The 21,397-nt window shown below is 72.5% G+C and carries 39 protein-coding genes; 30 read left to right on the forward strand and 9 right to left on the reverse strand.

Going from position 1 to position 21,397, the window contains the following annotated elements; translation table 11 throughout:
- The first annotated feature begins 17 nt into the window (after positions 1–17).
- From ACIGZJ_RS30910 to ACIGZJ_RS30990, 17 genes are all read left to right on the forward strand, one after another.
- The gene (locus tag ACIGZJ_RS30910; protein WP_396460347.1) at positions 18–1,040 is read left to right on the forward strand and encodes a hypothetical protein; all 1,023 of its coding nucleotides are present in this window, start codon (positions 18–20) and stop codon (positions 1,038–1,040) included.
- A 102-nt stretch (positions 1,041–1,142) separates the two neighbouring features.
- Positions 1,143–1,517 carry a hypothetical protein gene (locus ACIGZJ_RS30915; protein ID WP_396460348.1) on the forward strand — a complete coding sequence of 125 codons (375 nt, stop codon included), beginning with the start codon at positions 1,143–1,145 and terminating at the stop codon, positions 1,515–1,517.
- 34 nt (positions 1,518–1,551) lie between these two features.
- Positions 1,552–1,761, forward strand: a complete 210-nt coding sequence (locus ACIGZJ_RS30920; protein ID WP_396460349.1) for a hypothetical protein — start codon at positions 1,552–1,554, stop codon at positions 1,759–1,761.
- Positions 1,758–2,288, forward strand: a complete 531-nt coding sequence (locus tag ACIGZJ_RS30925; RefSeq protein ID WP_396460350.1) for a hypothetical protein — start codon at positions 1,758–1,760, stop codon at positions 2,286–2,288. Before ACIGZJ_RS30920 ends, ACIGZJ_RS30925 begins: the two co-directional genes overlap by 4 nt.
- Before the next feature lie 98 nt (positions 2,289–2,386).
- Entirely contained in the window at positions 2,387–2,617 is a 231-nt protein-coding gene (locus tag ACIGZJ_RS30930; protein ID WP_396460351.1) for a hypothetical protein, read from the forward strand.
- Positions 2,614–3,048 (forward strand): hypothetical protein, encoded by a 435-nt coding sequence (locus tag ACIGZJ_RS30935; RefSeq protein ID WP_396460352.1) that lies wholly within the window; start codon positions 2,614–2,616, stop codon positions 3,046–3,048. The genes ACIGZJ_RS30930 and ACIGZJ_RS30935 overlap by 4 nt, the downstream gene beginning before the upstream one ends.
- 17 nt (positions 3,049–3,065) lie before the next feature.
- On the forward strand, positions 3,066–4,550 hold the full coding sequence (locus tag ACIGZJ_RS30940; protein ID WP_396460353.1) for a DNA cytosine methyltransferase: 1,485 nt from the start codon (positions 3,066–3,068) through the stop codon (positions 4,548–4,550).
- A gap of 58 nt (positions 4,551–4,608) precedes the next feature.
- Positions 4,609–5,025 (forward strand): hypothetical protein, encoded by a 417-nt coding sequence (locus ACIGZJ_RS30945; RefSeq protein ID WP_396460354.1) that lies wholly within the window; start codon positions 4,609–4,611, stop codon positions 5,023–5,025.
- A complete protein-coding gene (locus tag ACIGZJ_RS30950) occupies positions 5,022–5,417 on the forward strand; it encodes a hypothetical protein (RefSeq protein ID WP_396460355.1) in 396 nt (131 codons plus the stop codon). The genes ACIGZJ_RS30945 and ACIGZJ_RS30950 overlap by 4 nt, the downstream gene beginning before the upstream one ends.
- Positions 5,414–5,599, forward strand: coding sequence for a hypothetical protein (locus tag ACIGZJ_RS30955; protein WP_396460356.1), 186 nt, complete (start codon positions 5,414–5,416; stop codon positions 5,597–5,599). The genes ACIGZJ_RS30950 and ACIGZJ_RS30955 overlap by 4 nt, the downstream gene beginning before the upstream one ends.
- Complete coding sequence (locus tag ACIGZJ_RS30960; RefSeq protein WP_396460357.1) at positions 5,596–5,871, forward strand: hypothetical protein; 276 nt, start codon at positions 5,596–5,598, stop codon at positions 5,869–5,871. The genes ACIGZJ_RS30955 and ACIGZJ_RS30960 overlap by 4 nt, the downstream gene beginning before the upstream one ends.
- Positions 5,868–6,233: a hypothetical protein gene (locus tag ACIGZJ_RS30965; protein ID WP_396460358.1), complete on the forward strand. Its 366-nt coding sequence runs from the start codon at positions 5,868–5,870 to the stop codon at positions 6,231–6,233. Before ACIGZJ_RS30960 ends, ACIGZJ_RS30965 begins: the two co-directional genes overlap by 4 nt.
- The gene (locus ACIGZJ_RS30970; protein ID WP_396460359.1) at positions 6,230–6,472 is read left to right on the forward strand and encodes a LuxR C-terminal-related transcriptional regulator; all 243 of its coding nucleotides are present in this window, start codon (positions 6,230–6,232) and stop codon (positions 6,470–6,472) included. The genes ACIGZJ_RS30965 and ACIGZJ_RS30970 overlap by 4 nt, the downstream gene beginning before the upstream one ends.
- Positions 6,469–7,356 (forward strand): hypothetical protein, encoded by an 888-nt coding sequence (locus ACIGZJ_RS30975; protein ID WP_396460360.1) that lies wholly within the window; start codon positions 6,469–6,471, stop codon positions 7,354–7,356. Before ACIGZJ_RS30970 ends, ACIGZJ_RS30975 begins: the two co-directional genes overlap by 4 nt.
- Positions 7,353–7,556 (forward strand): hypothetical protein, encoded by a 204-nt coding sequence (locus ACIGZJ_RS30980; protein ID WP_396460361.1) that lies wholly within the window; start codon positions 7,353–7,355, stop codon positions 7,554–7,556. The genes ACIGZJ_RS30975 and ACIGZJ_RS30980 overlap by 4 nt, the downstream gene beginning before the upstream one ends.
- Before the next feature lie 10 nt (positions 7,557–7,566).
- The gene (locus tag ACIGZJ_RS30985) at positions 7,567–7,995 is read left to right on the forward strand and encodes a DUF3307 domain-containing protein (RefSeq protein ID WP_396460362.1); all 429 of its coding nucleotides are present in this window, start codon (positions 7,567–7,569) and stop codon (positions 7,993–7,995) included.
- Positions 7,996–8,073: 78 nt separating this feature from the next.
- Positions 8,074–8,367 (forward strand): hypothetical protein, encoded by a 294-nt coding sequence (locus ACIGZJ_RS30990; protein ID WP_396460364.1) that lies wholly within the window; start codon positions 8,074–8,076, stop codon positions 8,365–8,367.
- Between the two features lie 27 nt (positions 8,368–8,394).
- Here the strand turns inward: ACIGZJ_RS30990 and ACIGZJ_RS30995 are convergent, their stop codons facing one another.
- On the reverse strand, positions 8,395–8,733 hold the full coding sequence (locus tag ACIGZJ_RS30995; protein WP_396460365.1) for a hypothetical protein: 339 nt from the start codon (positions 8,731–8,733) through the stop codon (positions 8,395–8,397).
- Between the two features lie 43 nt (positions 8,734–8,776).
- Positions 8,777–9,985: a helix-turn-helix domain-containing protein gene (locus ACIGZJ_RS31000; protein ID WP_396460366.1), complete on the reverse strand. Its 1,209-nt coding sequence runs from the start codon at positions 9,983–9,985 to the stop codon at positions 8,777–8,779.
- Positions 9,986–10,140: 155 nt separating this feature from the next.
- On the opposite strand from ACIGZJ_RS31000, the gene ACIGZJ_RS31005 reads away from it, so the two are divergent.
- Positions 10,141–10,554: a hypothetical protein gene (locus ACIGZJ_RS31005; RefSeq protein WP_396460367.1), complete on the forward strand. Its 414-nt coding sequence runs from the start codon at positions 10,141–10,143 to the stop codon at positions 10,552–10,554.
- Between the two features lie 41 nt (positions 10,555–10,595).
- On the opposite strand, the gene ACIGZJ_RS31010 is transcribed toward ACIGZJ_RS31005, so the two are convergent.
- From ACIGZJ_RS31010 to ACIGZJ_RS31040, 7 genes are all read right to left on the reverse strand, one after another.
- The gene (locus ACIGZJ_RS31010) at positions 10,596–10,988 is read right to left on the reverse strand and encodes a PIN domain-containing protein (protein ID WP_396460368.1); all 393 of its coding nucleotides are present in this window, start codon (positions 10,986–10,988) and stop codon (positions 10,596–10,598) included.
- A 29-nt stretch (positions 10,989–11,017) separates the two neighbouring features.
- A complete protein-coding gene (locus tag ACIGZJ_RS31015; protein ID WP_396460369.1) occupies positions 11,018–11,800 on the reverse strand; it encodes a hypothetical protein in 783 nt (260 codons plus the stop codon).
- Positions 11,801–11,864: 64 nt separating this feature from the next.
- On the reverse strand, positions 11,865–12,254 hold the full coding sequence (locus tag ACIGZJ_RS31020) for a DUF2511 domain-containing protein (protein WP_396460371.1): 390 nt from the start codon (positions 12,252–12,254) through the stop codon (positions 11,865–11,867).
- A gap of 225 nt (positions 12,255–12,479) precedes the next feature.
- Positions 12,480–12,656, reverse strand: coding sequence for a hypothetical protein (locus tag ACIGZJ_RS31025; protein ID WP_396460372.1), 177 nt, complete (start codon positions 12,654–12,656; stop codon positions 12,480–12,482).
- 3 nt (positions 12,657–12,659) lie between these two features.
- The gene (locus tag ACIGZJ_RS31030; protein ID WP_396460373.1) at positions 12,660–13,700 is read right to left on the reverse strand and encodes a GntR family transcriptional regulator; all 1,041 of its coding nucleotides are present in this window, start codon (positions 13,698–13,700) and stop codon (positions 12,660–12,662) included.
- A 15-nt stretch (positions 13,701–13,715) separates the two neighbouring features.
- Positions 13,716–15,065: a hypothetical protein gene (locus tag ACIGZJ_RS31035; protein ID WP_396460374.1), complete on the reverse strand. Its 1,350-nt coding sequence runs from the start codon at positions 15,063–15,065 to the stop codon at positions 13,716–13,718.
- A gap of 71 nt (positions 15,066–15,136) precedes the next feature.
- Positions 15,137–15,388 (reverse strand): hypothetical protein, encoded by a 252-nt coding sequence (locus ACIGZJ_RS31040; protein ID WP_396460375.1) that lies wholly within the window; start codon positions 15,386–15,388, stop codon positions 15,137–15,139.
- 289 nt (positions 15,389–15,677) lie between these two features.
- Here ACIGZJ_RS31040 and ACIGZJ_RS31045 point away from each other — a divergent pair, with 289 nt between their 5' ends.
- From ACIGZJ_RS31045 to ACIGZJ_RS31100, 12 genes are all read left to right on the forward strand, one after another.
- Positions 15,678–16,016, forward strand: a complete 339-nt coding sequence (locus ACIGZJ_RS31045) for a hypothetical protein (protein ID WP_396460376.1) — start codon at positions 15,678–15,680, stop codon at positions 16,014–16,016.
- Complete coding sequence (locus ACIGZJ_RS31050) at positions 16,013–16,171, forward strand: hypothetical protein (RefSeq protein WP_396460377.1); 159 nt, start codon at positions 16,013–16,015, stop codon at positions 16,169–16,171. Before ACIGZJ_RS31045 ends, ACIGZJ_RS31050 begins: the two co-directional genes overlap by 4 nt.
- Complete coding sequence (locus ACIGZJ_RS31055; protein ID WP_396460378.1) at positions 16,168–16,371, forward strand: hypothetical protein; 204 nt, start codon at positions 16,168–16,170, stop codon at positions 16,369–16,371. The genes ACIGZJ_RS31050 and ACIGZJ_RS31055 overlap by 4 nt, the downstream gene beginning before the upstream one ends.
- Positions 16,368–16,823, forward strand: a complete 456-nt coding sequence (locus ACIGZJ_RS31060; RefSeq protein WP_396460379.1) for a hypothetical protein — start codon at positions 16,368–16,370, stop codon at positions 16,821–16,823. The genes ACIGZJ_RS31055 and ACIGZJ_RS31060 overlap by 4 nt, the downstream gene beginning before the upstream one ends.
- Complete coding sequence (locus tag ACIGZJ_RS31065) at positions 16,820–17,605, forward strand: hypothetical protein (protein ID WP_396460380.1); 786 nt, start codon at positions 16,820–16,822, stop codon at positions 17,603–17,605. Before ACIGZJ_RS31060 ends, ACIGZJ_RS31065 begins: the two co-directional genes overlap by 4 nt.
- Positions 17,602–17,793: a hypothetical protein gene (locus ACIGZJ_RS31070; RefSeq protein WP_396460381.1), complete on the forward strand. Its 192-nt coding sequence runs from the start codon at positions 17,602–17,604 to the stop codon at positions 17,791–17,793. Before ACIGZJ_RS31065 ends, ACIGZJ_RS31070 begins: the two co-directional genes overlap by 4 nt.
- Before the next feature lie 78 nt (positions 17,794–17,871).
- Positions 17,872–18,204: a hypothetical protein gene (locus tag ACIGZJ_RS31075; protein ID WP_396460382.1), complete on the forward strand. Its 333-nt coding sequence runs from the start codon at positions 17,872–17,874 to the stop codon at positions 18,202–18,204.
- 42 nt (positions 18,205–18,246) lie between these two features.
- A complete protein-coding gene (locus ACIGZJ_RS31080) occupies positions 18,247–18,453 on the forward strand; it encodes a hypothetical protein (RefSeq protein WP_396460383.1) in 207 nt (68 codons plus the stop codon).
- A gap of 104 nt (positions 18,454–18,557) precedes the next feature.
- Complete coding sequence (locus ACIGZJ_RS31085; RefSeq protein WP_396460384.1) at positions 18,558–20,063, forward strand: hypothetical protein; 1,506 nt, start codon at positions 18,558–18,560, stop codon at positions 20,061–20,063.
- Positions 20,064–20,177: 114 nt separating this feature from the next.
- On the forward strand, positions 20,178–20,336 hold the full coding sequence (locus tag ACIGZJ_RS31090) for a hypothetical protein (RefSeq protein WP_396460386.1): 159 nt from the start codon (positions 20,178–20,180) through the stop codon (positions 20,334–20,336).
- Positions 20,337–20,443: 107 nt separating this feature from the next.
- Positions 20,444–20,713 (forward strand): hypothetical protein, encoded by a 270-nt coding sequence (locus ACIGZJ_RS31095; RefSeq protein WP_396460388.1) that lies wholly within the window; start codon positions 20,444–20,446, stop codon positions 20,711–20,713.
- A 101-nt stretch (positions 20,714–20,814) separates the two neighbouring features.
- Positions 20,815–21,381 (forward strand): hypothetical protein, encoded by a 567-nt coding sequence (locus tag ACIGZJ_RS31100; protein ID WP_396460389.1) that lies wholly within the window; start codon positions 20,815–20,817, stop codon positions 21,379–21,381.
- Positions 21,382–21,397: the final 16 nt, after the last annotated feature.

Below are 21,397 nucleotides of genomic sequence, written 5' to 3' on the forward strand. Positions count from 1 at the left end.
CCCCTGGAGTGCCGACGATGAGCACCGACACCCCGATCCGGGCCGCCGTGAACGTCCGCGAACTGCGCCGGATCCTCTCCCAGGTCGAACCCCACATGAACCGCGCCGACTGGCTGCCCGCCATCGCCGGCGTCCACCTGGAGAGCGACGGCACACACCTGATCGCCATCGCCACCGACCGCCACACCATGGCCATCTCCCGCACCCCGCTCCGCAGCGACGACGGGCCCTGGCAGGCCACCATCCCCGGCTCCCGGATCAAGAGCCTGCGCCAGTGGCTCAAGGCCCACGACAGCGAGGCGAACATCCGCATCGGCACGACCGGGAAGACCATCACCCTCGAGGGGCCGACGGACGAGATCCACCTCACCGCCACGGGCGGCGACTTCCCGAAGTGGCGCGCCATGGTCGCCACCCTGCTGGCCGATGCCCCGCAGCCCGTGCCGCTGACCGCGCTCACCGCCGAATACCTCGGCCGCTGGGCCACCGCCGGCTGCATCCTCAACGCCAGCCAGGCGGCCCCCGGCAAGCCGCTCATCCTCTTCGGCGACGACTTCCTCGGCCTCCAGATGCCCGTACGCCTACAGGAAGGCCACACCCGCGCGAAGGCCGCCGCCGAATGGAGCGCCACCCTCGGCGCCGCCGATGCCGCCCCGGCCGACACCCACGAACCCGAGACGGACGGCATCGCCGCAACGGTGACCGAGCGCCTCCTCTACCGAATCGCCGTCGCGACAGCGGACGCCATGGAACTCCCGCACCCGGCCGACCCCCACCTTCTGGGCACGTACGCCATCACCAGCAGCAACGCCTGGACCGCCTACCGGCTGCTCGAGGGGATGCGGAACCTCAGCCCCGCCCGCACGGCGAAGCTGCTCACCAGGATCGAAGCCGAACTCGAGGCCGGCGACTTCTCCGAAGCCGCCTGGGAGTACGCCATGGCAGCCGGCCACGACCCGGAGAAGTGGGTCGACGAGCACCAGGCGGAGCGCAAGAAGCACGCCGAGAAGGCCGCTGCCGAGGCGCCGCCCGCCGGCTGACGCCCGCCATGGGTGTCCCGGGGCCGGCGTCCACACCCCCGCCCCGGGACACCCGCGGCTGAATCCCCGTTCCAGCCCCGCCGCCTGAACCCGGAGACCGCCATGACCACCGCCTTCGTCATCCGCGGCACCACCCGCTACCACGCCGACGCCGCCTGCCAGGCCCTCGACACCGCCCGCCTCAACCACGGCGGCGCCGTCCTCCAGACCACCGACACCACCGGCCACACGCCGTGCACCCTGTGCGCCGACACCAACCGCACCGAGTGGACCGTCGGCCCGGCCAACCTCGGCGAACTGTGGGAACTCATCGGCCCGTCGAAGCTCCACTTCGTCGCCGACCCGTTCACCAACCGGGTCGAGGCCGACGGCCTCACGATCCTCGAACACGACGGCCTCCCCCGAGCCCTGGCCAAGTTCGGCGACACCATCACCCGCCAGCCCGACGGCACCTACACCGTCCAGCCCGCCGCCTGACCGGACCCGCCCCGACCCGCGCCCAGGAGAACCCATGACCCAGCCCTACCCGCACCGTCTGCGCCTCCACGGCGGCCGCAACACCCACGCCGCGAAGCCCGTTCGGCTCCCCTCCGGCGAGACCGCCCTCCTCACCGCCTGCGGCTACCGCAACGGGCCGAAGGACGAACTCAAGCCCGACGACGCGTCCGTCACCTGCCGTGCTACCGCCTGCCAGATCGCCTCCAAGGAGACCAGCCGATGAGCACCCAGCAGTCTGCCCGTGACCTCCTGCTCGGCGTCATCAGCGTCCCCGAGTGCGCCAACAACGGCAGGACTCCGGAGGGCCTCCTCGACGCCTACCGCAAGGAGGTACTTGCCACGGAGGCCGCCCGGCAGCGGGCCGCCGCAGACATCCTCCCCGAACACCTCGCCGCCGTTCGCCCGCTGATCGGCACCGTGGCTGACCTGATCGACCCGGACGCCCTCGTCTGGTTCGCCCCGGCCCGCATTCGTGACGCCGCGACCGACCTGCTCGCCATCACCGAGGAGAACAGCCGGCTGACGGCCCGGGTCCGGGACCTGGAGGCCGCCCTCGCCACCGCCCGCAGCGACGCGTACACCGAGGCCGCCCGAACCCTGGAGCACGCCGGCCGGGACGACGACGCCGTCAACCTCCTCGACCTCCTCGCCGCCGGCATCAAGCACGACGCCACCGGCTGCACCGGCTGCAGCCAGGCCTCCGCGCTCAACCCGGAGCCCGCCCCCGGCGGCCCGCAGGCGCCCGCCTGACAACCCCGCAGTGCCGGACCAGACCCGTCGGCCACCGCCCGCCCGTAAGGCCGCCACACGCCCGCACAGCCCCGCCACACCCGCCACGGAGGCCCGCCATGACCACCGCCCGCGAACAGCTGCTCGACATCCGCCCACAGTCCGAGCAGGTAATGATCCACCTCCTCGACGCCTACCAGGCCGAGATCTGCGAGCAGATCGCCCAGGAGATCGACGCCGCGAGTCTGCGGAACCTCCGCATGCACCCGGGCGACGACGCCATGGTCATGCGCCGGCTCGGGCTCTCGCAGGCCGCCCGCATCGCCCGCGTTGCTGGCGGCGACCGGTGACCGCCACCCCGCCGCCGGCCAACCTCCACGACCGCATCGCCCACAGCCTGCTCGCAGCCGCCTACTCCTGCGACGGCACCGACTGCCGCGCCACCGAGGACGAGTGCGAGGCCGCCCACCCCGTCCGCCGGCCCGCACCGTGGCGGTGGGTCGTCCGGATCGAAGGCAGCCCCGAGGGCCTGGCCGCCGCTGTGCTGCCGATCGTCGAGGCCGAGCTGGCCGCCCGCGACGCCGAGAACACCCGCCTCCGCGCCGAGTTGGACGCCGCCCGCGCGGCCGGCATGCGGGAGGGCGCCGCGATGCTCCGCCGCCACTGCCCCAAGCACGACGTCCACGCCGACGGCGGCTCGTTCATCAGCTGCCACTGCCCGGCCGCCGACGAGATCGACCGCGACGCCGACGCCCTCGCCGCCCGCACCCCGACCAGCTGACACCAGGAGACCAACTCGTGCTCACCGTGACCGACTTCTTCTGCGGCGCCGGCGGATCCAGCCAGGGCATGCACAACGTCCCCGGCCTCCAGGTCGCCACCGCCGCCAACCACTGGCAGCTCGCCGTCGACACCCACCAACAGAACTTCCCCGACGTCCGCCACGACTGCGCCGACATCTCCCAGATCGACTTCCGCCGCTACCCCCGCACCGACCTCCTCTGGGCCAGTCCCGAGTGCACGAACCACTCGGTGGCGAAGGGCGTCAAGCGAGGATCCGACATGCAGCCCGACCTGTTCGGCGAGGTCCTCCCCGAGGAAGCCGCCGTCCGCTCCCGCGCCACGATGTGGGACGTCCCCCGCTACCTCGAAGCCATGGCCCTGCGCGGCCGACCCGTCCTCGGCGGCGTCGTCGAGAACGTCGTCGACGCCCGCAACTGGGCCCTGTTCGACTCCTGGTGCATGGCCCTGCGCGCCCTCGACTACGACATGCGGCTGGTCTACCTCAACTCCATGCACGCCAGGCCGCGCTTCGGCACCCCCCTCGCCCCGCAGTCCCGCGACCGCATGTACGTCGTCTACTGGCTCAAGGGCAACCGTGCCCCGCAGATCGAGAAGTGGACCCGCCCCGACGCCATCTGCCCCGAACACGGCCGCGTGCACGCCGTCCAGTCATGGAAGAACCCCGACCGCGGGTGGGGCCGCTACCGCGCCCAGTACATCTACCGCTGCCCCGTGGCCGGCTGCTGGACCCCCGTCGAGCCGTGGGCCCTCCCCGCCGCGGCAGCGATCGACTGGGACACCCCCGGCCAGCGCATCGGCGACCGGGCCAAGCCCCTCGCCGCGAAGACCCTCGCCCGGATCCGCGCGGGCCTCGCCAAGTACGCCCGCCCGCTCGCCGTCCCCGTCGAGGGCCGCGACGGCAAGGCCGCAGCACCCGCCGACGACCCGCTGCGGACCATGACCACCCGCAACGAGACCGGCGTGGCATGGTTCGAGCCCTTCGTCGCCGAGCTCCGTGGCGGCGGCTCCGACCACCGACCGGCTTCCGACCCGCTCGCCACCGTGTGCGCGTCGGGCAACCACCACGGCCTGGTCGCCCCGCCCATGCTCGTCCCCGCCGGCGGCACCTGGAACGAGGAAGCCCGGCCCGTGGGCGAGCCGTTCAGGGCCCGCACCACCCGGGAGACCGAGGCGCTGCTCGTCCCGTACTACGGCAACGGCACCGCTCGGCCGACCGGCCAGCCCGCGCCCACCGTGACGAGCGTCGACCGGCACGCCCTGGTGACGGCGGAGATGGCGGTCGAGGAGTGCCTGTTCCGGATGCTCAGCCCGACCGAGATCGGCGCCGCGATGGCGTTCGGCCGGGACTACACGGTGCTCGGCAACAAGCGGGAGCAGGTCCGCCAGTACGGCAACGCGGTCACCCCGCCTGCCGCCGAGGTCCTGATGTCCGCCCTCGTCGAGTCCATCACCGGCGAGGACCTCCAGCCGGCCGCCTGACCAACCGTCCCGTCGCCGCCCACCCCGGGCGGCGGCCCCACCCACCCGAGGAGCGCCCGTGCCCGACCAGCCCGCCGCCCTGCTCACCGCCGCCGCCCGCCGCCTGCGCGCCGCGGCCACCCTGCACGGCGACCCCGGCCCGTGGGTCGTCCACCAGGCGAACGGCTTCCTCCGCGTCGGCCCGATCGTCAAGCCCCGCAAGGGATGGACGTCGCACCCCGGCGCCGACCTCCCCGAGGAACGCCACGACACCGCCGAGTACATCGCTCTGATGCACCCCGGCGTCGGTCTCGCCGTCGCGGCCTGGCTGGCACAGGCCGCCCGCACGCACCGGGCGGCCGAGTCCGCGGCACGGCGGGTCTGGCGGGAGGACGGCGACGACGAGGCCCGGGCCACGTTCATCGCGGAGCGCACCGACCATCACGCCCTGGCGGTGGCCCGTGCGGTGCTCGGCCAGGACGGCGGCCAGCAGTGACCGCCCCCGAGCCGCGCGTGCAGGCCACCCGCTACACCGTCAACTGCATGCCCGAGGACTCCAGCCCCGACGCCCACGTCTTCGAGATCGCCGTTGAGTACCGCGGTCGCGACCTGTGGGCCGTCACCCGGCACCACCAGTCGCTCGGCACCGATGGCCAGTGGTCCTGGGGCCCCGAGTGGCCGCCCGGCAAGCCCGGCAGCCGCGAACCCGAGAACGACACCGAGTGGGACGCCTACCACGCCGCCCGCGACGAGTGGACGGCCAATCACCGGCACGACCTCGACACCGCGCTGAAGCTCGCACAGGAGGCGGCCCGGCACGTCACGGTAAACGGCCTCACTGTGCAGGCCGCGCTCGACCGGATCGCCCGTCTGCGGGCAGCCGAGTGACGACCGCGCACCTGCTGCTCGTGGCCGGCGCCATCCTCGGCGCCGGCTCCGGCCTCACCCTCATCGCCTGCTGCCACGGCACAGCCCGCAGCAACCAGCCGCCCGGGCCCGCCCAGCCCGACCCCGTACGTCAGGCCGCCGAGACCAGCGGCCTCATCCCCCGCCCCGAAGGCACATCGTGACCCGCTTTCGTAAGCGCCCCGTCGAGATCGACGCCATCCAGTTCACCCGTGACTCGTTCCGCGCCGCCGTCCGCTTCGTGCCCATCGAGCAGTTCTCCGCCGCAGGGGAGGACGAGCAGGGCCTGTTCCTCACCATCGACACCCTGGAGGGCTCGATGCGCGCCTCCGAGGGCGACTGGATCATCCGAGGCGTGCAGGGCGAGCACTACCCGTGCAAGCCGGGCATCTTCGCCGCCACGTACGAGCCCGTCACCGAGGAGCCGCAGCCGTGACCCGCGAGCCGATCCCCACCGACTTCGACGGGTGCGCGCGAGCCTGCCGTCAGGCCATTACGCACACCTACGCATGGGGTGACTGCGCCTACGCCCCCGAGTCCGCCCGCCCTGAGCCGCGCATCAGCATCCCGCGCACGTTCCGCGACACCGACGGGAAGATGTCGATCGGGTTCGACACGTACACGGCGGCCGAGCTGGCTGCCCGGATCGAACGGTCCTTGCGCACCGTCGATGTCCGGCTCGGCCAGAACTCGGTCGCGATTCTCCAGCGGGGTGGGACCGTCGGCCTGTCCGGTGGGGAGTACGCGGCGATGGCCCTTGCTGTCGCCATGGACCTCGTTGAGGAGCCGCAGCCGTGACCGTCCACGCCCGCGCCGACGACCCCCTCAACCCCAACGAGGTCGACGTCCTGGCCCTCCTCGCCGACAACTACACCCCGCACGAGATCGCCACCGAACTCGGCATCGGCTACGACGCCGTCAATAGCCGACTCTCCTGCATCCGCCGCAAGCTCGGCGCCCGCACCAACCCAAGCGCCATCGTCCTCGCCTACCGCACCGGCCAGCTACACCTCGGCCCAGTCAGGAGCGCCGCATGATCCCCGAGCAGGAGACCTACCAGCAGCAGCTCACGCGCCAACGCGACGACGCGCTCACCCGCGCCACCAAGGCCGAGACCGACCTGCGCGCCGCCGAGGACGAGCTCGCCGCGTGGCGCCGGCCGGGCCGCCGCGCCGACCGCTACCGGGCCGCCTGGCAGTCCGCCCGCCGTCGCGCCACCTACGCCCGCCGCGCCTGGCAGTCCACCATCCTGGAGGCCCGCCGCCAGCAGGCTCGGGCCGCCGACGCCGCGCGCACCGTCGACATCCTCCAGGCCCGCCTCGCCGAGGCCGAGGCCAACCGGGACGGCGCCTACCGCGAGCGCGCCCACCTCACCGCCTGGCTCGCCGCCATCCACCCCGCCGTCATCACCCCCGCCACCGACATCGCCGACCCCGGCTGGCAGATCCTCTACCTCACCGCCGGTGGCCGCCAGATGTCCTGGCACATCGCACCCCGCGACGCCGAGCTGTACCACCACGTCGAGCACGTCGACCCGACCGACCCGCGGGCCCAGTGGGACGGACACACCACCGACCAGAAGTACGAGGCGATCCGGGAGCTCACGTCCGGCGAGCTCCGGGGCGCCGCCCGCGCCGGGCAGGCCGAGGCCAGGCTGCGTGAGCTGGAGGGTGCCCTCGACTGGCAGACGTCCTGCCTGTCCTGCGCGCGGGTCCTGGACTCCAGCTACGCGGAGACGGCCCGCGCTGAGCAGGCCGAGGCCCGCCTCGCCGCCGTCCGGGCGCTGCACTTCACCCGCGGCCGCAACTGCCATGGCGACCCCGTGTGCAACGAGTGCTCTCCGCTCCAAGCAGTGCCGTGTCCCACCGTGCGCGCCCTCGACGGGGCCACCACCAACACGGCGGCCGAGGTTCGGCCGTGAGCTGCGACTTCGACACCTGGTGGGACGGCGCCACCCCGGAGGAGCGCGCCGACCTCCTCGACGACAGCGTCGACCTTCCCGACGCCGACCCCGCCTACCCGCCCTGGTGGCGCAAGCCGTGGCCCGTCTGGCTCGAGACCGACGACCTCATCCCCACCACCCCCGACCTCGACAACTACCCGCCCGAACCCACCGCCTGAGGAGACCCGGATGTTCGCCGATCTGTTCGTTCTGCTGCTCACCGGCCACTGGCTCGCCGACTATCCCGGCCAGACGGACCGACAAGCCGCCCGCAAGGCCGGCTGGACCGAAGGCGAGGACGGCCCGAACCCCGGCCGCCACCACCACGGCTGGGGCGAGAACCTGCTCCACGCCGCCACCCACGTCGCCATCACCGCGGTGCTCCTCCTCGGGGCGTTCGCCCTCGACCTCCACCCGAGTACCGCCGGCCTGGCCGCCGGCCTCGCGTGGATCGGCGCCAGCCACAGCTTCATCGACCGCCGGTGGGCGGTCCGGTGGTGGATGGAGCGCACCGGGCAGGCCGAGTTCCTCGCCCAGGGCGGGGCCGCCTATGTCGACCAGGCCGCGCACGTCGGCCTCGGCCTGCTCCCCGCCGCGCTCGCCATCACCCTGCTGTAGCCCCGCCACCTGCGCCCGCCCCGCTGCGCTCGGCCTGCCGGCCGGGCGCTTTCGCTTTCCCGACCGAGGAGACCCCGCATGGCCGACACCGTCCGGTCCGTCGACAACGACCCCCGGAACCCGAGGATCGTCGTCACGACGACGGTCGACATCGTCTTCGTCCTGCTCGAAGCCCACCCGGTCCTGCCGCGGATCGACACCGTGGTGCGGCACGGCGACACCGTCAGCGTCGTCAACGGCGTCCCCGCGGCCGACCCGGTGGCGCCGCGGCTGCCGGAGGCCCTGCAGGTCGTCGCGAGCGTCTGGGTCCCGCCCATGTACCGGGGGGCGCCGTACGTCCTGGAGCCCGCCGGGGAACCGAAGCGGCTCTGACCCGGCGGCCCGGCGGGCCGGGTCCGCCTACGGGCCCGGCGTGCCCGGGTGCTCGACGGGCCGGTCATCGCCCCGCAGGTTGGCGAGGCCGTCGGCGATCAGCCACGCGAGGGGCTCGGCCTGCTCGAGGGGGATGTGTCCGACGGCCTGCCCGTCGATCACCCACTTCAGGAACACGACGGCGCGCGGCCGGGCCGCCTGCGACAGGCCCGCCTGGACCCAGCCCCTCTCCCCGCGGACCTCCGCCTCCAGGTTGAGCGGCACCAGCACGGAGCGGTGCGCGCCACCGCGGGCACCGAGCGGCCGGTCGTCGGGGACGTCGCAGTGCGCGGGATCGCACCAGGTCGGATGGAGGATCGGGGACACACCGACCACCCTAGCCCCGGGCCCCGGCCCCCGGTCGGGCCGGTCAGCCGGCGGCGCGGATCGCCCCGGCCGTCTCCCGCGCGACGGCACTGCCCGCGAAGCGGGGCTCCTCCAGCAGCGCGGCCAGGCGGCCCATGCGCTTGACGATCCAGGAGATCCGCATGTCCTCGGGCAGGCCGAGGACCGGCCCGAGGGCCGCGGCCGCGGCGTCGACGTCACCGAGCTGCGCCCGGGCGGTCGCCAGGTAGACGTGCGCGAGGTGCTCGTCGTCCAGGGACCGCTCGACCGCGCCCTTCTCACCCCACAGGGCGATCGCCGCCTCGGCCTCGCGGGCGGCCCGCTGCGCGTCCGGCCCGCCGTCGAGCCAGATGAGGCTGCTGCCCGCGTAGTAGCGCTGCTTCGCGAGGGAGAACCCGAACAGGCCGCCCAGAAAGTCCGCGCCGGCACGGTCTCGGGCGTCCTCGGCGGCGTTCAGGGCCGCGTTCGCCCCCGCCGAGTCGTGCAGGTTCGCCAGGCACTGCGCCTGCCCGCACAGCAGCCGTGCCAGGCCCGTGCCCCGCCCGGGGGCCGCGTACCGCAGCCCGTCGGTGATGAACTCCAGCGCGGCCGCGTAGTCGGACCGGAAGCGGGCGATCAGCGACTGCGTGCCGCGCACCCACACCCGCAGCTCGTCGTCGCCCGCGAAGTCCGCGCACCGCCACGCGGCCTGGGCGTGGTCGGCGGCGATACCGGCATGGCCCAGGTCCAGGGCCGCATACGCCAGGATCCCGGACAGGTGCCCGGCCGCCCGGTACAGCTCGGTGCGCTCCGCCGGCCGGTGGTGGCGGGTCTGCAGGCGTGCGAGGACCTCCTGGCGGACGGTGTGCGCATCGTGGAGCATCGGCCCCGGGGGCGAGGCCAGGTAGGCGGTCGCCAGGTCGGCGACGTCCGCGCCCAGGTCGTCGGTGTCCTGCCCGGCTATGGCGGCGAGGGTGCGCGATCCGGCCGCGGAGGCGCGCAGGAGCCGCTCGAGGCGCGGGTCCCCGCCGCCGGCGGCGTTCTGCTCCTGGTGCCAGCGGTGGGTGAGGAGGCCGCCGGTGTCGAGGGCGGTGTCCGCGGCGCGGGTGAAGTCCTCGTTCGCCGCGCGCTTGCCGCTCTCGACGTTGTGGACGTGGCCGCGCGAGTAGTGCATGCGGGCGGCGAGGTCGGCGAGGGTGAGCTCGGCGTTGACGCGGAGCATCCGCAGGAGGCGTCCGACGGTGAGGTCGCTCATGTCGTCGAGTGTGCCCACGCGTCCGCCCCCGCCCGGTCCCGGCCTGTATTCACCCACCCTACGGGCCGGCGGTGAAGACGATGCGGTGCTTCCGGCGGGAAGCACCACGGCGGCACAGTGATCAACACCTCGGCCGCCGTACGAAAGGGGACGCCGTGGACACGCCTGCCGCGCCGCAACCGGAGCCCGCACCACACCGGGTTGAGCCCGGCCGCCCGCCCTCCACAACGAGCGGCGCGGCAGGCAACCCCCAACCCGACACCCCCACGGCCCCGGCCGCCGGGACGGCGCCGGACCCGGGCCCGGGCCCGGCGGCGGACCCCGCCGGCGCCACCGCCGCGGACCCCGACACGACCAGCGAGCCGGCCACCGCCACCACGGACACCACCGCACCGGACACCGGCACCGCGCTGTGCACCCTGCGCCCCACCCTGCGACTCCTCGAAGCCGCCGGCACCGACATGGCCGCCCTCCACCGCGACGCCCGCCGCCTACGCACCGAACGACCCCGCCACCGCACCACCCCGACAACCCCGGCGCTGCGCCCGGCCGTCGGAGGCGAGCGGTGAGCTACGCGGGTTCGTCGGGCCGGGCGCCCAACCAGCACCAATCAGACATGCCGGACGTGAATCGCGTCCTTCGGCAGGCCCGTCTCGGCAACGAGCGCGGTGATGTCGTTGACGTCACTGGTCAGGATCACGATTGGCGGGGCCTGCAGCGCGGCGGTCGCGACGACGACCGCATCGACTGTGCACCGGCCATCCAGCCCGGCCTTCGCCAACAGCTTCCCGGCGGCTCGGCCGATCTCTGCGGTGACAGGTACGACTTCACCGGATGCGGCGATCGCCCGGTTGATGTTGGCGTCCCGACGGTCCCCACGTACGACCTCGGAGAGGGTCACAGCGGACAGCACCATACGCGCGCCGTTCAGCCTGGCGACACGCATGATCGCATGCACATCGCGGTCGCCTTCGGCGAGCTTCGACAGACCTTCGCTGTCCAAGAACAGGGTGCCGCTTCGGACGGCCGGGGCTACTCGGCGCGCGGCCACAATGCCTCCGCCCGCGCAAGTGAATCCTCCGGGATCGGACCGTGCTCCTGCTCGAGCCATGCGTCCAGGCCCGCCAGCCGGTCCTGCTCCAACTGCCGGCGCACCGCCTCCGCCACATACTCCGCGGACGTCACCCCCTTGTCGGCGGCGACCTCCGCGACCTCGGCGCCGACCTCTTCCGGCAGCTCGAACCCCAAAACCGGCAGCCATCCCTTGGGGGCCCGAGGGCGAGCTGGCGGGAGGACCATGCGATCCTCTCGGACGAGAGAAACAGGAGCCTCCACGTCGGCCTGCTTCCGCCCGCCCACTGCTTCCGACTGCTTTCCGGATTCGCTATCCGGCAGATTCCGGTATGCCCGCCTCCGAGCACGCTGTGCTGCGTTCGGCAGGGCCTCGGTGCTGCTGTGCCACGGACCGGACGGCGCCGCCGACTCGTGGTACACCACTCCTTCCGCGGACATGGCAGCCCAATCCCGGGACCGGAGTGCCGCGATCGGGACGAGGTCAGGCGGCAGACTCTCCTCGTACTCCTCCAAGGCGATCGCAGCGGCCCGATATATGGAAAGCGCCTCGTCGGACCAGCCGCCGCTGGACACCGACCTGATCCACGCTGTCAGCGCGGCCAGCGCTCGATCCACCCCAGGCCACGCCTCCTTCGGCGCGGCGCGGTACAGAGTCGTCAACGCCTTGTCCAGCTCGGCACGCTCAGCACGGGGCCCGGTCGGTACCCGGGCACCCGGCGCTGTCTCGGCATGTGCAGCCATACTGCGATGCTATGCCCTGACCGGTCCCCAACGGCAAGCCAACGGGGAACACGGATGCGAGATGTCAGCACAGCGCCCGGCCGGCCGCGATCACCTTGCCGATGTCCTTCTTCAGCCCGTGCCCCAGCACCGGATCGTCCGCCCAGATCGCGGTCGGCTTCGGGAAATCCGCCTGCGCGAGACCGTTCAACGCGTACTCCACGCCGCCCACCTCGAACGTCACCTTCTCCCCCGGCCGGCACCGCAGCATCCCCGCGGACACGGTGAACGGCCACGGCACGACCTCCCCCGACGTGACCGCCCGGCTGCGCACCTTGTCGGAGTCGTCGCTGGCGCACCCGCGGACGACGGCGAACACCACCACCGCGACGACTCCGACACCGAGCAGCGCCTTGTAGCGGCGCACCAACTCCGGATCCGGGCCCGTCGGCTTGTCCGCCGCCGTCTCGCTCACCTGATGCCCCCTCGAGTAGGGCGCCAGCGTAGAGGCCCGACGATCACCGCGGCCACAACCTCGACACAACCAGTACAGGCCAGTTCTGCGCCGACCTGCCGCGCCGGTGGGATTGTCCAAGCTGATGCCGCCGCCCGCGATGCGCGCCAGGACCTCCGTGCCGTATCCCCGGCCCAGGTGGCCCTTCCACATACGGGCTGGCGGTACCGGCTGAGTCAGGCGCGGTCATTCGCGATGGGGCCAGGTCGTGGAGTCCAGCCGACGCAGGGCCGCGATGTCGGCGTTCCGCTGCGCCTCGTCGAGGCGGTCGTGGACGGCGTCGAGGGCGTTCTGGGTGCGCAGCAGGATGTCGGCGAAGGAGTCGGCGCTGGTGGAGTAGTCGAAGTCGTCGGGCAGGTCCATGGTTCACCTCCCCCGGAACGCGGGGAGGGTGCTTGCGTGGCGTTGGACGTCGTAGGAGATCGACGCACGCGTAGCGGACATGACGCTCTCCACGATCTCCACGGTCTCGGGGCCGTTCGCCTGGGGTTGGGTCACTCGCCGGGAGCGTACGAGGACCAGCGCGTGTTCGGGCAGGTCGAGAGCTTGACATTCAGGCTTCGTGGCGGTCCTGGCATAGATCTGTTCGACGATGTCCACAGGCGCCTGGCGAGCTGCTTCGAGCAGGTCGTAGAGCCAATGCAACTGGGCCACATCAGCGATGACCGGCAGAGCAGCGACCAGGCCGAGCGGAACGTAGTGCGTGACGAACTGGCGTACGTCGAGAGTGTCGGCCAGCCCGGCGCTGTACTGGCGGATGAGGGCTGCGTGTCCGGCCGGGATCCCCAGCAGTTCGGCAATGTCTGGTGGTGTGGCTGCCAGCCTCTGGGTTGTGGCACCGATGCTGGTCCAAGTCTCGGTGGAACGGTCGAAGTAGTATCCGGTCTCCCGCCGGTACAGGTCCGGATTGGCCACCGTGAAGGTGGACTTCTGCTCCATGACGAAGGTGCCCGATCGGCGCGAGACCCGGATCAGCTGCTCGCGGCGGAGCTGCGTGAAGGCACGCTGAACGGTGTCCCGGTGCACCTGGCGGTCGACGGACAGCTGAGCAATGCTGGGCAGCCGGTCACCGGGCTGGTACTCGCCGTCGAGGATGGCACACCTGAGGATGCTGGCGATCAAATCGGCTGCTCCCCGGGGGCCGGTCGAGGTGAGGCCATGGACATGGCGGATGTTGTGCAGAGGGTGCTCCCCCACGATGGCAGCGACCTCTGCCGCAGCTGCCGCGCTACGGCAGTCGAACCACTCGATGTTCTTCCGCGCCGCCTTGGGCCACCAGGGCTTCAGGGCGGCGTGTTGGGTCCAGCGGACGGTGGGGTTGTGGGTGATCCCGATGTACAGCAGCTGGTCGAGGGCGTTGTAGAGGCGGTACAGCGCGGTGCGCCGGTTCTCGAGGTCGTACGGCATCAGTTCTTCCCTAGGTCAGACGGTCTGGGGTTCGCGGCACTCGCGGCAGAGACCGGGGGTGGCGGTGCGGTAGGGCCGGTCGCACTGTTGGCAGTCGTGCATTGGCAGGGCGTTGGTGCGCTGCGCGGGGACCTGAGGCTCGCCAGCCGAGGGCTGGGGCGCTGCAGAACGACCATCGGCGGGGCGGCGTTGCTGGCGTCGGTCCTCGACCCGTACTGCGCAGCTGGTGCAGGGCTGGCCGGTGTCGACGTCGGTGCGCTCGTCGCAGCGTGGGCTCCCGCACTCGGTCTTCCGCTCGACCATCGCAACGAGGGCGCCGACGGCCGACTTGACCTCACCACGGCCGAACACCGAGCCCCAGTGCTTGTCCCACCGGACCAGGGCCCGAAACTCGGCCAGTTGCTCCGGAGTCCGCTCGTGCGGCGACCCGACGGCGAGCGCCTCGAGAATCGCCCGCGAGAGGACCGCCGGCCGCCTCGCCGGTACGTGCTTGGCCACATGCTCGGGCAGCGCCCGGACGAACGCGGCCACTCGCTTCCCTTCCTGAGGAGTGAGGCGCTGCGTGTTGCCGGACGCGGCGGAGCCGCCGCCAGCCGCCCTACCACCTGTAGAGGGCCTACGGCCGTCAGGGGCGCGACGCGCCGAAGGCGCATGGTCTCGTTCCTCTTGGTCTACTTCAGGTTGGTTTCGTTTTGGGGACCTATTTCGAGGCCCATGGGAGGGACTCTTCGGAGCACCGTGCGAGGGGCTGTTTTTGGTGCCGCCAGTGGTGCTGTTTTCAGGACCACCGTGTCGGCCCGTTGGTTCGCTGAGTGCCGCGGCCACGCGTCCTTGGGCCTGGGCCGACCGGACATGGGGGTTGGCCTCGTAGAACTGGCTCAGCGCGATGAGACCTTGGTAGCCCGGCGGCGGGTTGAAGCGGACGTGGTATCGGTAGCCTCGGCGCATCCCACCGGAGTACCTGTACTCCTCGATCGAGAGCGCGCCAAGAGCCTCGAGTTCAGCTCCGTAGCGTCCGACCTGGCGGTGATTGCTCAAGCCGAGCACCAAGGCGATGGCCTTCTGCTTGGGGCAAGAGATGCGCTTGCCGGGCTGGCGGTTGTTGATGTGTTCGGCGAGGAACGCGTACATGCGGTAGGCCTGTGCGGTGGTGGAAGCCAGCAGGATCCACACGGGGACCTGCGTGTAGTAGGTCGGCCAGTCCTCCGCAACGATCTCGTCCGGGTCGCTCACCGCTTCCCCCGAACGGCAGCTACTCTGTGCACTGCTTTGCGCAATGCCTTGGGGTTGTCGGGGCGCGTGACTACGCTCATCGTCGAGCACCTGTTCCTTGCTGGGCAGATTGCTTCGAACAGCGAGCTTCACCTCGCTGTGCTGCTTGGACGGTCGGTTGGGGTCTCTAGCCCCGCCGGCCGTTCGTGCGTTCCAGGGCAGCGCTACTCGGCCCCGTCTCGTCGTTGGCGAGGTTGGCGGTCGGGCCCGCGGCCCCGGGTTTCCCGCCCCTCGAAGAACTTCTCGATCGGATCCCAGGGCATTGCCCATGCGTTGCCGATCTTCATCCACTCGTCGGCCGGTACGGGCCATTCGGGATCCGTCTCGGCGATGTGCCGTACGCCCTGGCGTGTGATCGGGCGAGTGACGAGACCTCTCTCGGTGACTTGCTTGGCGATCTCGGTGAACGTCACCATCTCCGGGATCTTCCTCCTTCCTTGTTCGCTCACTATGAACCCACCTTTCCGGAGTACTTGTCAATACGCCAGTACTCCACTAATGTCGTGTCCATCAGCACGAAACCCCGGCTGGTGTCTCACCACCAGCCGGGGCCTATGTCCCGCTGCCGTGTCTCACCACGAGCAGCGGACGGACCAACCCCTGCTCAATCAGGAGGTCGACCCAATGCGTGATGTTACTGGCGCAACGACAAGCTTCACAGCTCCCCTTCCCGCCGATTCCCCGGCCGGGTCGTTCCCGGCCGCGTTGACGAACCTTGGGCTCGTTCCGGAGACCGACCCCGGCGTCACCACCGCGACGGCCATCGACCGGCACCTCGAGATGGCCGGCCTGCTGGCCGACCCGGCCACGGTCCTGATGAACGCCCTCGCGGAGTGGGCCACCGTCGTCACCCTGCAGGAGCCCGACGACACCGAGGTCGTCGCCATGGTCCAGGTCATGGACCTGCGCCACGGCGGCGACGTCATCGAGGGCCTCACCCACCGCACTACCCTGCTCCTCGCGCAGCTCCTGCGCCGGGACGCGGACCTGCGGGCCGAGCACGGCATCCCGACCGCCGCGTCCTGGGCCGGGGGCACCCGATGAACGCCCCCGCCTCCCCCCAGCCGCAGCCCCAGACCGGGCAGCAACCGGCGCCCGGCACTCCGGCGCCGATGAGCACCGACATCTACCGGCACATCGAGCAGCACGCCGCCATGGTCGCCCGGGCCGCCAACAGCACCCAGGGAAGCCAGCCGTGATCGGCGACGACGCCGCAGCAACGGCCTCCCACCTCATGGCCATCGGGGCCGGCGCAGCCGTCAACGCGGACCGCATCCTCACCCAGGCCGACGGTGATCTGAACGGCCGCATCGCCCTCGCGAACGCGCAGACCGCCCTCGCCGGGGTCTGCGCCCACCTCGTCACCGCGATCATCGCCCTCGACCGGAGCGCCCAGTGAGCGACCACAACATCAACGGCGGCTACGGCAACAAGCCGATCCCCACCCCGCCCCCGCAGCCCCCCAAGGCCAGCGCCGCACCGTTCCTGCCGCCCGAGCACCCCGCCCTCGCCGACGCCCACCGGGCCGTCCACGCCCTCCACACCCTCACCGCGACCGGCCCCGCCGACGCCGCCCTGCTCCTCCTCGGCATCGCCGGGGACGGCACCGGCGGCCCGAGCATCGCCGAAACCCTCGCCCGGGTCCTGGTCCGGCTCGCCGACCAGGCCGCCGCCCACCTCGAGCCCGCCGCGGCCGACGAGGTCGCCTACGCGGCGCGCCTCGCGCAGATCGCCCTCACCGGCATCGCGGGCGACCACCTCGCCCCCGCGATCACCCACCTCGAGCAGACCCCCGCCCCGACCGGCCGCACCACCGCCGCCCGCGCCCTGACGCTGGCGGGTGCCCGGTGAACCCGACCACCACCACCCGGACGACGTGGCACCTGGACGACGAGTCCGGGCTCACCACCCGCAACCCCAAGCCCCTGACGGAGCGGCCCACGACCGCCTACCGCATCCTCGACCTGCCCGACCCGCTGCTGCGCCAGTTCATCGCGGTCCACGAGGCCGGTCACGCCGTCCTGATGCTCCACCTCGGCATGTCCTTCGAGTCCGTCGCCATCGCCGACGGTCTCGGCCATGGACCGGACGCCCCCGGATCCGCCGGCCTTGTCGAGATCGGTACCGCCTACACCGCACCGTTGCGGGACGTCATGCTGGTGTGCGCAGCCGGTGAGCGGGCGGAGGACCGGTGGTTGCGGGAGGCCGGGCTGTGGACCCCGGACCGGGCGTGGGTGACCGAACGACTGGCCTGTCACGACCGGGCGAGGATCGAGGAGGCCGTACGCGCTGCTCACCCCGATGGCCCGACCTACGGTGTCAGCCAGGACCCGGGCCGTGATCTCGAGGCCCTGCACGGCGTCGCGGACCTGTGGCTGAACGCCTTCTGGCGCGAGGTCCTGGAGCTGGCTCAGGTTCTCGATCGGCAAGGTCATCTCACCTGGGTGCAGGCCGCGGGTGCGGCGGGTGTCCCGGTGCCCTGCGCCCCGGGCCGTGACGGCGACGCTGTCACCGATCCGCGCAACCCGTTCGACCTCCCCGACGACTGGCAGCCCGCCTGGCACTGCACCGTCCACGGCGAGGCCGGCGACGGCGAGTACGCCTGCACCTACTGCGAGAAGGAACGCCCGTGAGCGCCCCGGCCGGCCGCCGCCTGATCGCGGCGGGCACGATCCGCCACCGCCACGGCCGCACCACCGTGCTGACCGTCACCGAGGCCGGTGTCACCGGCCGCATCACCACCCGCACCACCGCCGCCGCGGACCCGGACGGCGAACCCGCCCCCGTCCCCGACGACGCCGAACTGCCCACCGCCGCCTGACCAACCACCACCGAAGGCCGGGGCGCAGCGCCCCGGCCTTCCCGGACGGGCCCCGCCCCGTACCCGAAAGGACTCGTCATGACCAACACCACCGTCACCTTCGACTCCCTCATCGCCAGCTACGGCGAGGACATCGCCTACCTCGCGGCCGGCCTCGACGGCACCCCGGCCGGCCACGACGGCCTCACCCCCGAAGCCTTCACCACGCTGGTCCAGGAGGCCGCCGACGAGTTGGAGGCCCACGCCGCCCTCCGCATGTACGGGGAGGCGGACGACCTCGCCGAGGCCGCCGCCCGCCTGCGCGCTGCCCTCCAGATCCAGGCCGAGCACCAGAACGCGCTCCTCAACCTCGCCGCGAAGCTCCTGCCCGCCGCCACCGAAGCGGCCCGGGAGATCCGGCTCGCCAGCTGACCCTCGCCCCTCAGCCGCCCACCAGCCCCGAAGGAGATTCCCATGGCCAGCAAGAAGCTCACCGCCGCACTCGTCCGCGACGACCGGCGCGAGGACGCAGGCATGCACGCGGACGACCGCTCCACCTGCCACACCCACCAGTCCTGGGCTCCCGATTGCGCGCCCCGGCACGGCGCGGTCACCGCCGACAGCCTCCTCGCCGAGCAGCGGGCCGTCGAACAGGCCCGGGCCCGCCGAGCCCAGACCTGACCGCCCGGCCTCCCCCGGGGCGGGTGCCGCGATCCGGCAGCGCACCCGCCCACCCCCTCAAATGTCATGCGCATTACATGATGATCTATGAAAGGAGTCCCCAGATGACCACTACCGCCGAACCGGGCGCGGCCATCGACTCCCTCGACGCCCCGGACTCCTACGCGGAGGCGTTCGCCCGGGCCCAGGCCGAACGGCCCCGCCGCCCCGCCGCCACCGCGCGGCAGACCCCCGTCGGGAAGCGCGAGGCCACCGACCCTCCCAAGGACGTCCACGAGTACGACCCGCCCATCTACCTGGCCGGCGAGGAGGAGCAGAAACCCGAAACCGGCCCCCAGACCGACCAGGACGACCAGGCCAGTGAGGGCCGGGCCGGGCAGGACGGCCCGGAAGCCGAGGCCCGCGCTGCCCTGGTCAAGGCGGAGGCCGACAAGGCCGCCGCCGAAGCGGAACGCCGACGCCTGGCCAACCGTCGCGCCGAGATGCGCCTGGACCAGGACCAGGCCGAACACGCCGTGAAGATGGCGCAGCTGGCCGCCGAGCGGCTTGCGGCCGAACAGAAGGCGGCCGAACAGAAGGCGGCCGCCGATGCGGCCCGGGATCGGGCGCAGGCCGAGGCGGGTGCGAAGGAGAAGGCCGAGCGCCAGTGGAAGTGGGGGGCGCTGGGCATCTACATCGCCGGCGCGGTGGTCAGCCTGCCGCTGCAGCTGCTGGCGTTCTACGACCCGCACAAGCAGTTCCTGCTGATGGCGCCGGTCTTCCTCGAGGGCCTGGCCCTGGTGGTGTCTTTCGGTGCGGCCGCGGCCGTGTCGAGCGGCAAGGCGGTGTGGCCCTACCGGGTCGGGGTGATGCTCGCGGCCGGCATCGCGGCCACCGTGAACCTGGTCCACGGGTTCAGCGACCCGAGGATCGGCATCGCGGCGGGCACGATCGGCGCGCTGACGTCCATCGGCGGGCCGATCGTGTGGACCGCGTACGAGCACGGCCGGGCCAAGCGGCTGGACGGCGTTCCGACGCGCCGGGAGCGGATCGCCGCCGAGCGGATCGCCGCCCGCGAGCGGGCCGTCGCCGCCATGGAAGCCGAGCGTGACGCCGTCGAGGAGAAGTCCAGGGCCGAGGCCAAGCGGGTGGAGGAAACGCGGAAGCTAGCGGACAAGGTCGCCGCGCACAAGGCCGCCGTCGAGGACCAGCGGCGGCGTGACAAGGAGCGGGAGGACGAGCACCCGCAGGTGTGGGCGGTCGCCGTCGCCCGACGTACCGCGACCGGTTCGCCAGCCGTCACCGAGCAGATCTGGGCGGCGGCGTGGGAGGTCATCCACGGCACCAAGGAGATCGGTGTCACGGCCGAGATCCGGGCTCAACTGGTGGCCGCGCGGGCGGCCATGCAGGAGGCCGGGCAGGGCCTGGAGAAGGCCGCGAAACCGCAGGTCGAATCCCAAACGCCCCGGCGTGACCCGGATGCCGAGGACGGCCGCAAGTACAACGGCGGAACGCCTCCCCGGCGCCGCCCCGGTGACACCCCGCCGTATGCCGCCGGCGTCGGCAAAGTCGCCTCCGCCCAGGGCGCGAACCGTGCCCCGCGGCGCACCGTCCGCAGCGGCCGGAAGTGAATCCGGCGCCCCGGACGATGCCGCCGCGCTCGTCCGGAGGCCGCCCGCCGGGCCGATCCGTTGGGATCGCCACCCGCCCCAGACCCTCCACCTCTTCGACGAAGGAGACCTCCCGTGAAAGCCGCCGCCCGCCACCTTCTCGGCCTGGCCTTGGCCGTCCTGACCGCGACCCTCCTCACGGCCGCCCCGATCGTGCCGGCTCCGGTGCGCGCCGAGCCCGCCCGGGGCGCACTCTCCCTTCCCCGCACGCCGCCCCGTCCGCGCCGCGGCTGACCCCCGGATCCCGGCGGCTCCGCCCGGCCGCCAGCCCCGCCCCCCCAAGGCGGTTCTGGCGGCCGACGAAGGCGCCCGGCGCCCCACCCCGAAGGAGATGACAACCCATGAACCAGACCCAGAACAACGCCTACCAGTACGAGTGGACCGCGGCGAACGCACAGGAGGCCCTGAACATCCTCGAAGCGGCGCAGCGGCTGATCGAGGCCCGCCTGAAGGTCATCGCCCCGAACGAGACCCTCACCACCGCGGAGACCCGCCGTCGGACCCCGATCGAGTTGACCATCCGGCTCGACGAGTCCGCCGCGGTCCTGGCCGGCCAGGAGATCAACGACTTCACGCGTTCGGCCCGCCTGGCCGGCGACGACACCCGCTGACACCCCTCCCGGGCGCCGCTCAGCCCCGCACCGAGCGGGCCGCGACAGCGCCGACAGCACGACGTTCCCCGGCACTTCCCAGATCAGAAGGAGCACCCGCCATGGCCGACGAGTCGGTCTACAACGACCCCGCCTACGACATCTCGAGCATCCCGTCCTGGAAGACCCCGCCGCTGCACGGCGCCTACGCCCCGAACGCCCGGCTGTCCCCCCGCGCGATGGCCGGGCTCGGCGCCGGCGCGGTCGTCCTCGCCGCGTCCGGCATGTTCGCCTGGTCCTCGTACAGCGCCTCCCAGGCCGACGCGGAGGTGCGCAAGGCGCAGATCTCCCTGGACGCCTCCCGGCTCGAGATGGAGCGCCAGAAGCAGCAGGCCGAGCTCGCGGCCGAGACGGTGAAGGCCAGCGGCGTGGAGACGGACGCCCAGCGGGCCCGGCGCGAGGCCGTCCAGGCCTGCGTCGGCAAGGCGGGCGGCGGCTACAACGCGATCGCCGACTGCGGCAAGGCCTACCCGATCGTCGACTCCCCCGGGATGGTCAACACCGCCCGCACGGTCGCCGACGGCGGTGAGGACGAGGACTCGGGCTCCGGTGTCGGCCTGATCGCGCTCGGCGCCGTCGGAGTGGTGGTGACCATCGGCTGGGCCAAGAAACGCCTCACCCGCCAGTAACGCACCGTCACCTCCC

The organism is Kitasatospora sp. NPDC052868, assembly GCF_044547105.1.
Classification (GTDB): Bacteria; Actinomycetota; Actinomycetes; order Streptomycetales; family Streptomycetaceae; genus Kitasatospora.

Bases quoted from the DNA above. Each gene is read 5' to 3' on its own strand.
- ACIGZJ_RS30910 (WP_396460347.1), top strand. From the start codon at position 18: ATGAGCACCGACACCCCGATCCGGGCCGCCGTGAACGTCCGCGAACTG.
- ACIGZJ_RS30915 (WP_396460348.1), top strand. From the start codon at position 1,143: ATGACCACCGCCTTCGTCATCCGCGGCACCACCCGCTACCACGCCGAC.
- ACIGZJ_RS30920 (WP_396460349.1), top strand. From the start codon at position 1,552: ATGACCCAGCCCTACCCGCACCGTCTGCGCCTCCACGGCGGCCGCAAC.
- ACIGZJ_RS30925 (WP_396460350.1), top strand. From the start codon at position 1,758: ATGAGCACCCAGCAGTCTGCCCGTGACCTCCTGCTCGGCGTCATCAGC.
- ACIGZJ_RS30930 (WP_396460351.1), top strand. From the start codon at position 2,387: ATGACCACCGCCCGCGAACAGCTGCTCGACATCCGCCCACAGTCCGAG.
- ACIGZJ_RS30975 (WP_396460360.1), top strand. From the start codon at position 6,469: ATGATCCCCGAGCAGGAGACCTACCAGCAGCAGCTCACGCGCCAACGC.
- ACIGZJ_RS30985 (WP_396460362.1), top strand. From the start codon at position 7,567: ATGTTCGCCGATCTGTTCGTTCTGCTGCTCACCGGCCACTGGCTCGCC.
- ACIGZJ_RS30990 (WP_396460364.1), top strand. From the start codon at position 8,074: ATGGCCGACACCGTCCGGTCCGTCGACAACGACCCCCGGAACCCGAGG.
- ACIGZJ_RS31000 (WP_396460366.1), bottom strand. From the start codon at position 9,985: ATGAGCGACCTCACCGTCGGACGCCTCCTGCGGATGCTCCGCGTCAAC.
- ACIGZJ_RS31015 (WP_396460369.1), bottom strand. From the start codon at position 11,800: ATGGCTGCACATGCCGAGACAGCGCCGGGTGCCCGGGTACCGACCGGG.
- ACIGZJ_RS31025 (WP_396460372.1), bottom strand. From the start codon at position 12,656: ATGGACCTGCCCGACGACTTCGACTACTCCACCAGCGCCGACTCCTTC.
- ACIGZJ_RS31030 (WP_396460373.1), bottom strand. From the start codon at position 13,700: ATGCCGTACGACCTCGAGAACCGGCGCACCGCGCTGTACCGCCTCTAC.
- ACIGZJ_RS31040 (WP_396460375.1), bottom strand. From the start codon at position 15,388: ATGGTGACGTTCACCGAGATCGCCAAGCAAGTCACCGAGAGAGGTCTC.
- ACIGZJ_RS31050 (WP_396460377.1), top strand. From the start codon at position 16,013: ATGAACGCCCCCGCCTCCCCCCAGCCGCAGCCCCAGACCGGGCAGCAA.
- ACIGZJ_RS31075 (WP_396460382.1), top strand. From the start codon at position 17,872: ATGACCAACACCACCGTCACCTTCGACTCCCTCATCGCCAGCTACGGC.
- ACIGZJ_RS31080 (WP_396460383.1), top strand. From the start codon at position 18,247: ATGGCCAGCAAGAAGCTCACCGCCGCACTCGTCCGCGACGACCGGCGC.
- ACIGZJ_RS31085 (WP_396460384.1), top strand. From the start codon at position 18,558: ATGACCACTACCGCCGAACCGGGCGCGGCCATCGACTCCCTCGACGCC.
- ACIGZJ_RS31095 (WP_396460388.1), top strand. From the start codon at position 20,444: ATGAACCAGACCCAGAACAACGCCTACCAGTACGAGTGGACCGCGGCG.
- ACIGZJ_RS31100 (WP_396460389.1), top strand. From the start codon at position 20,815: ATGGCCGACGAGTCGGTCTACAACGACCCCGCCTACGACATCTCGAGC.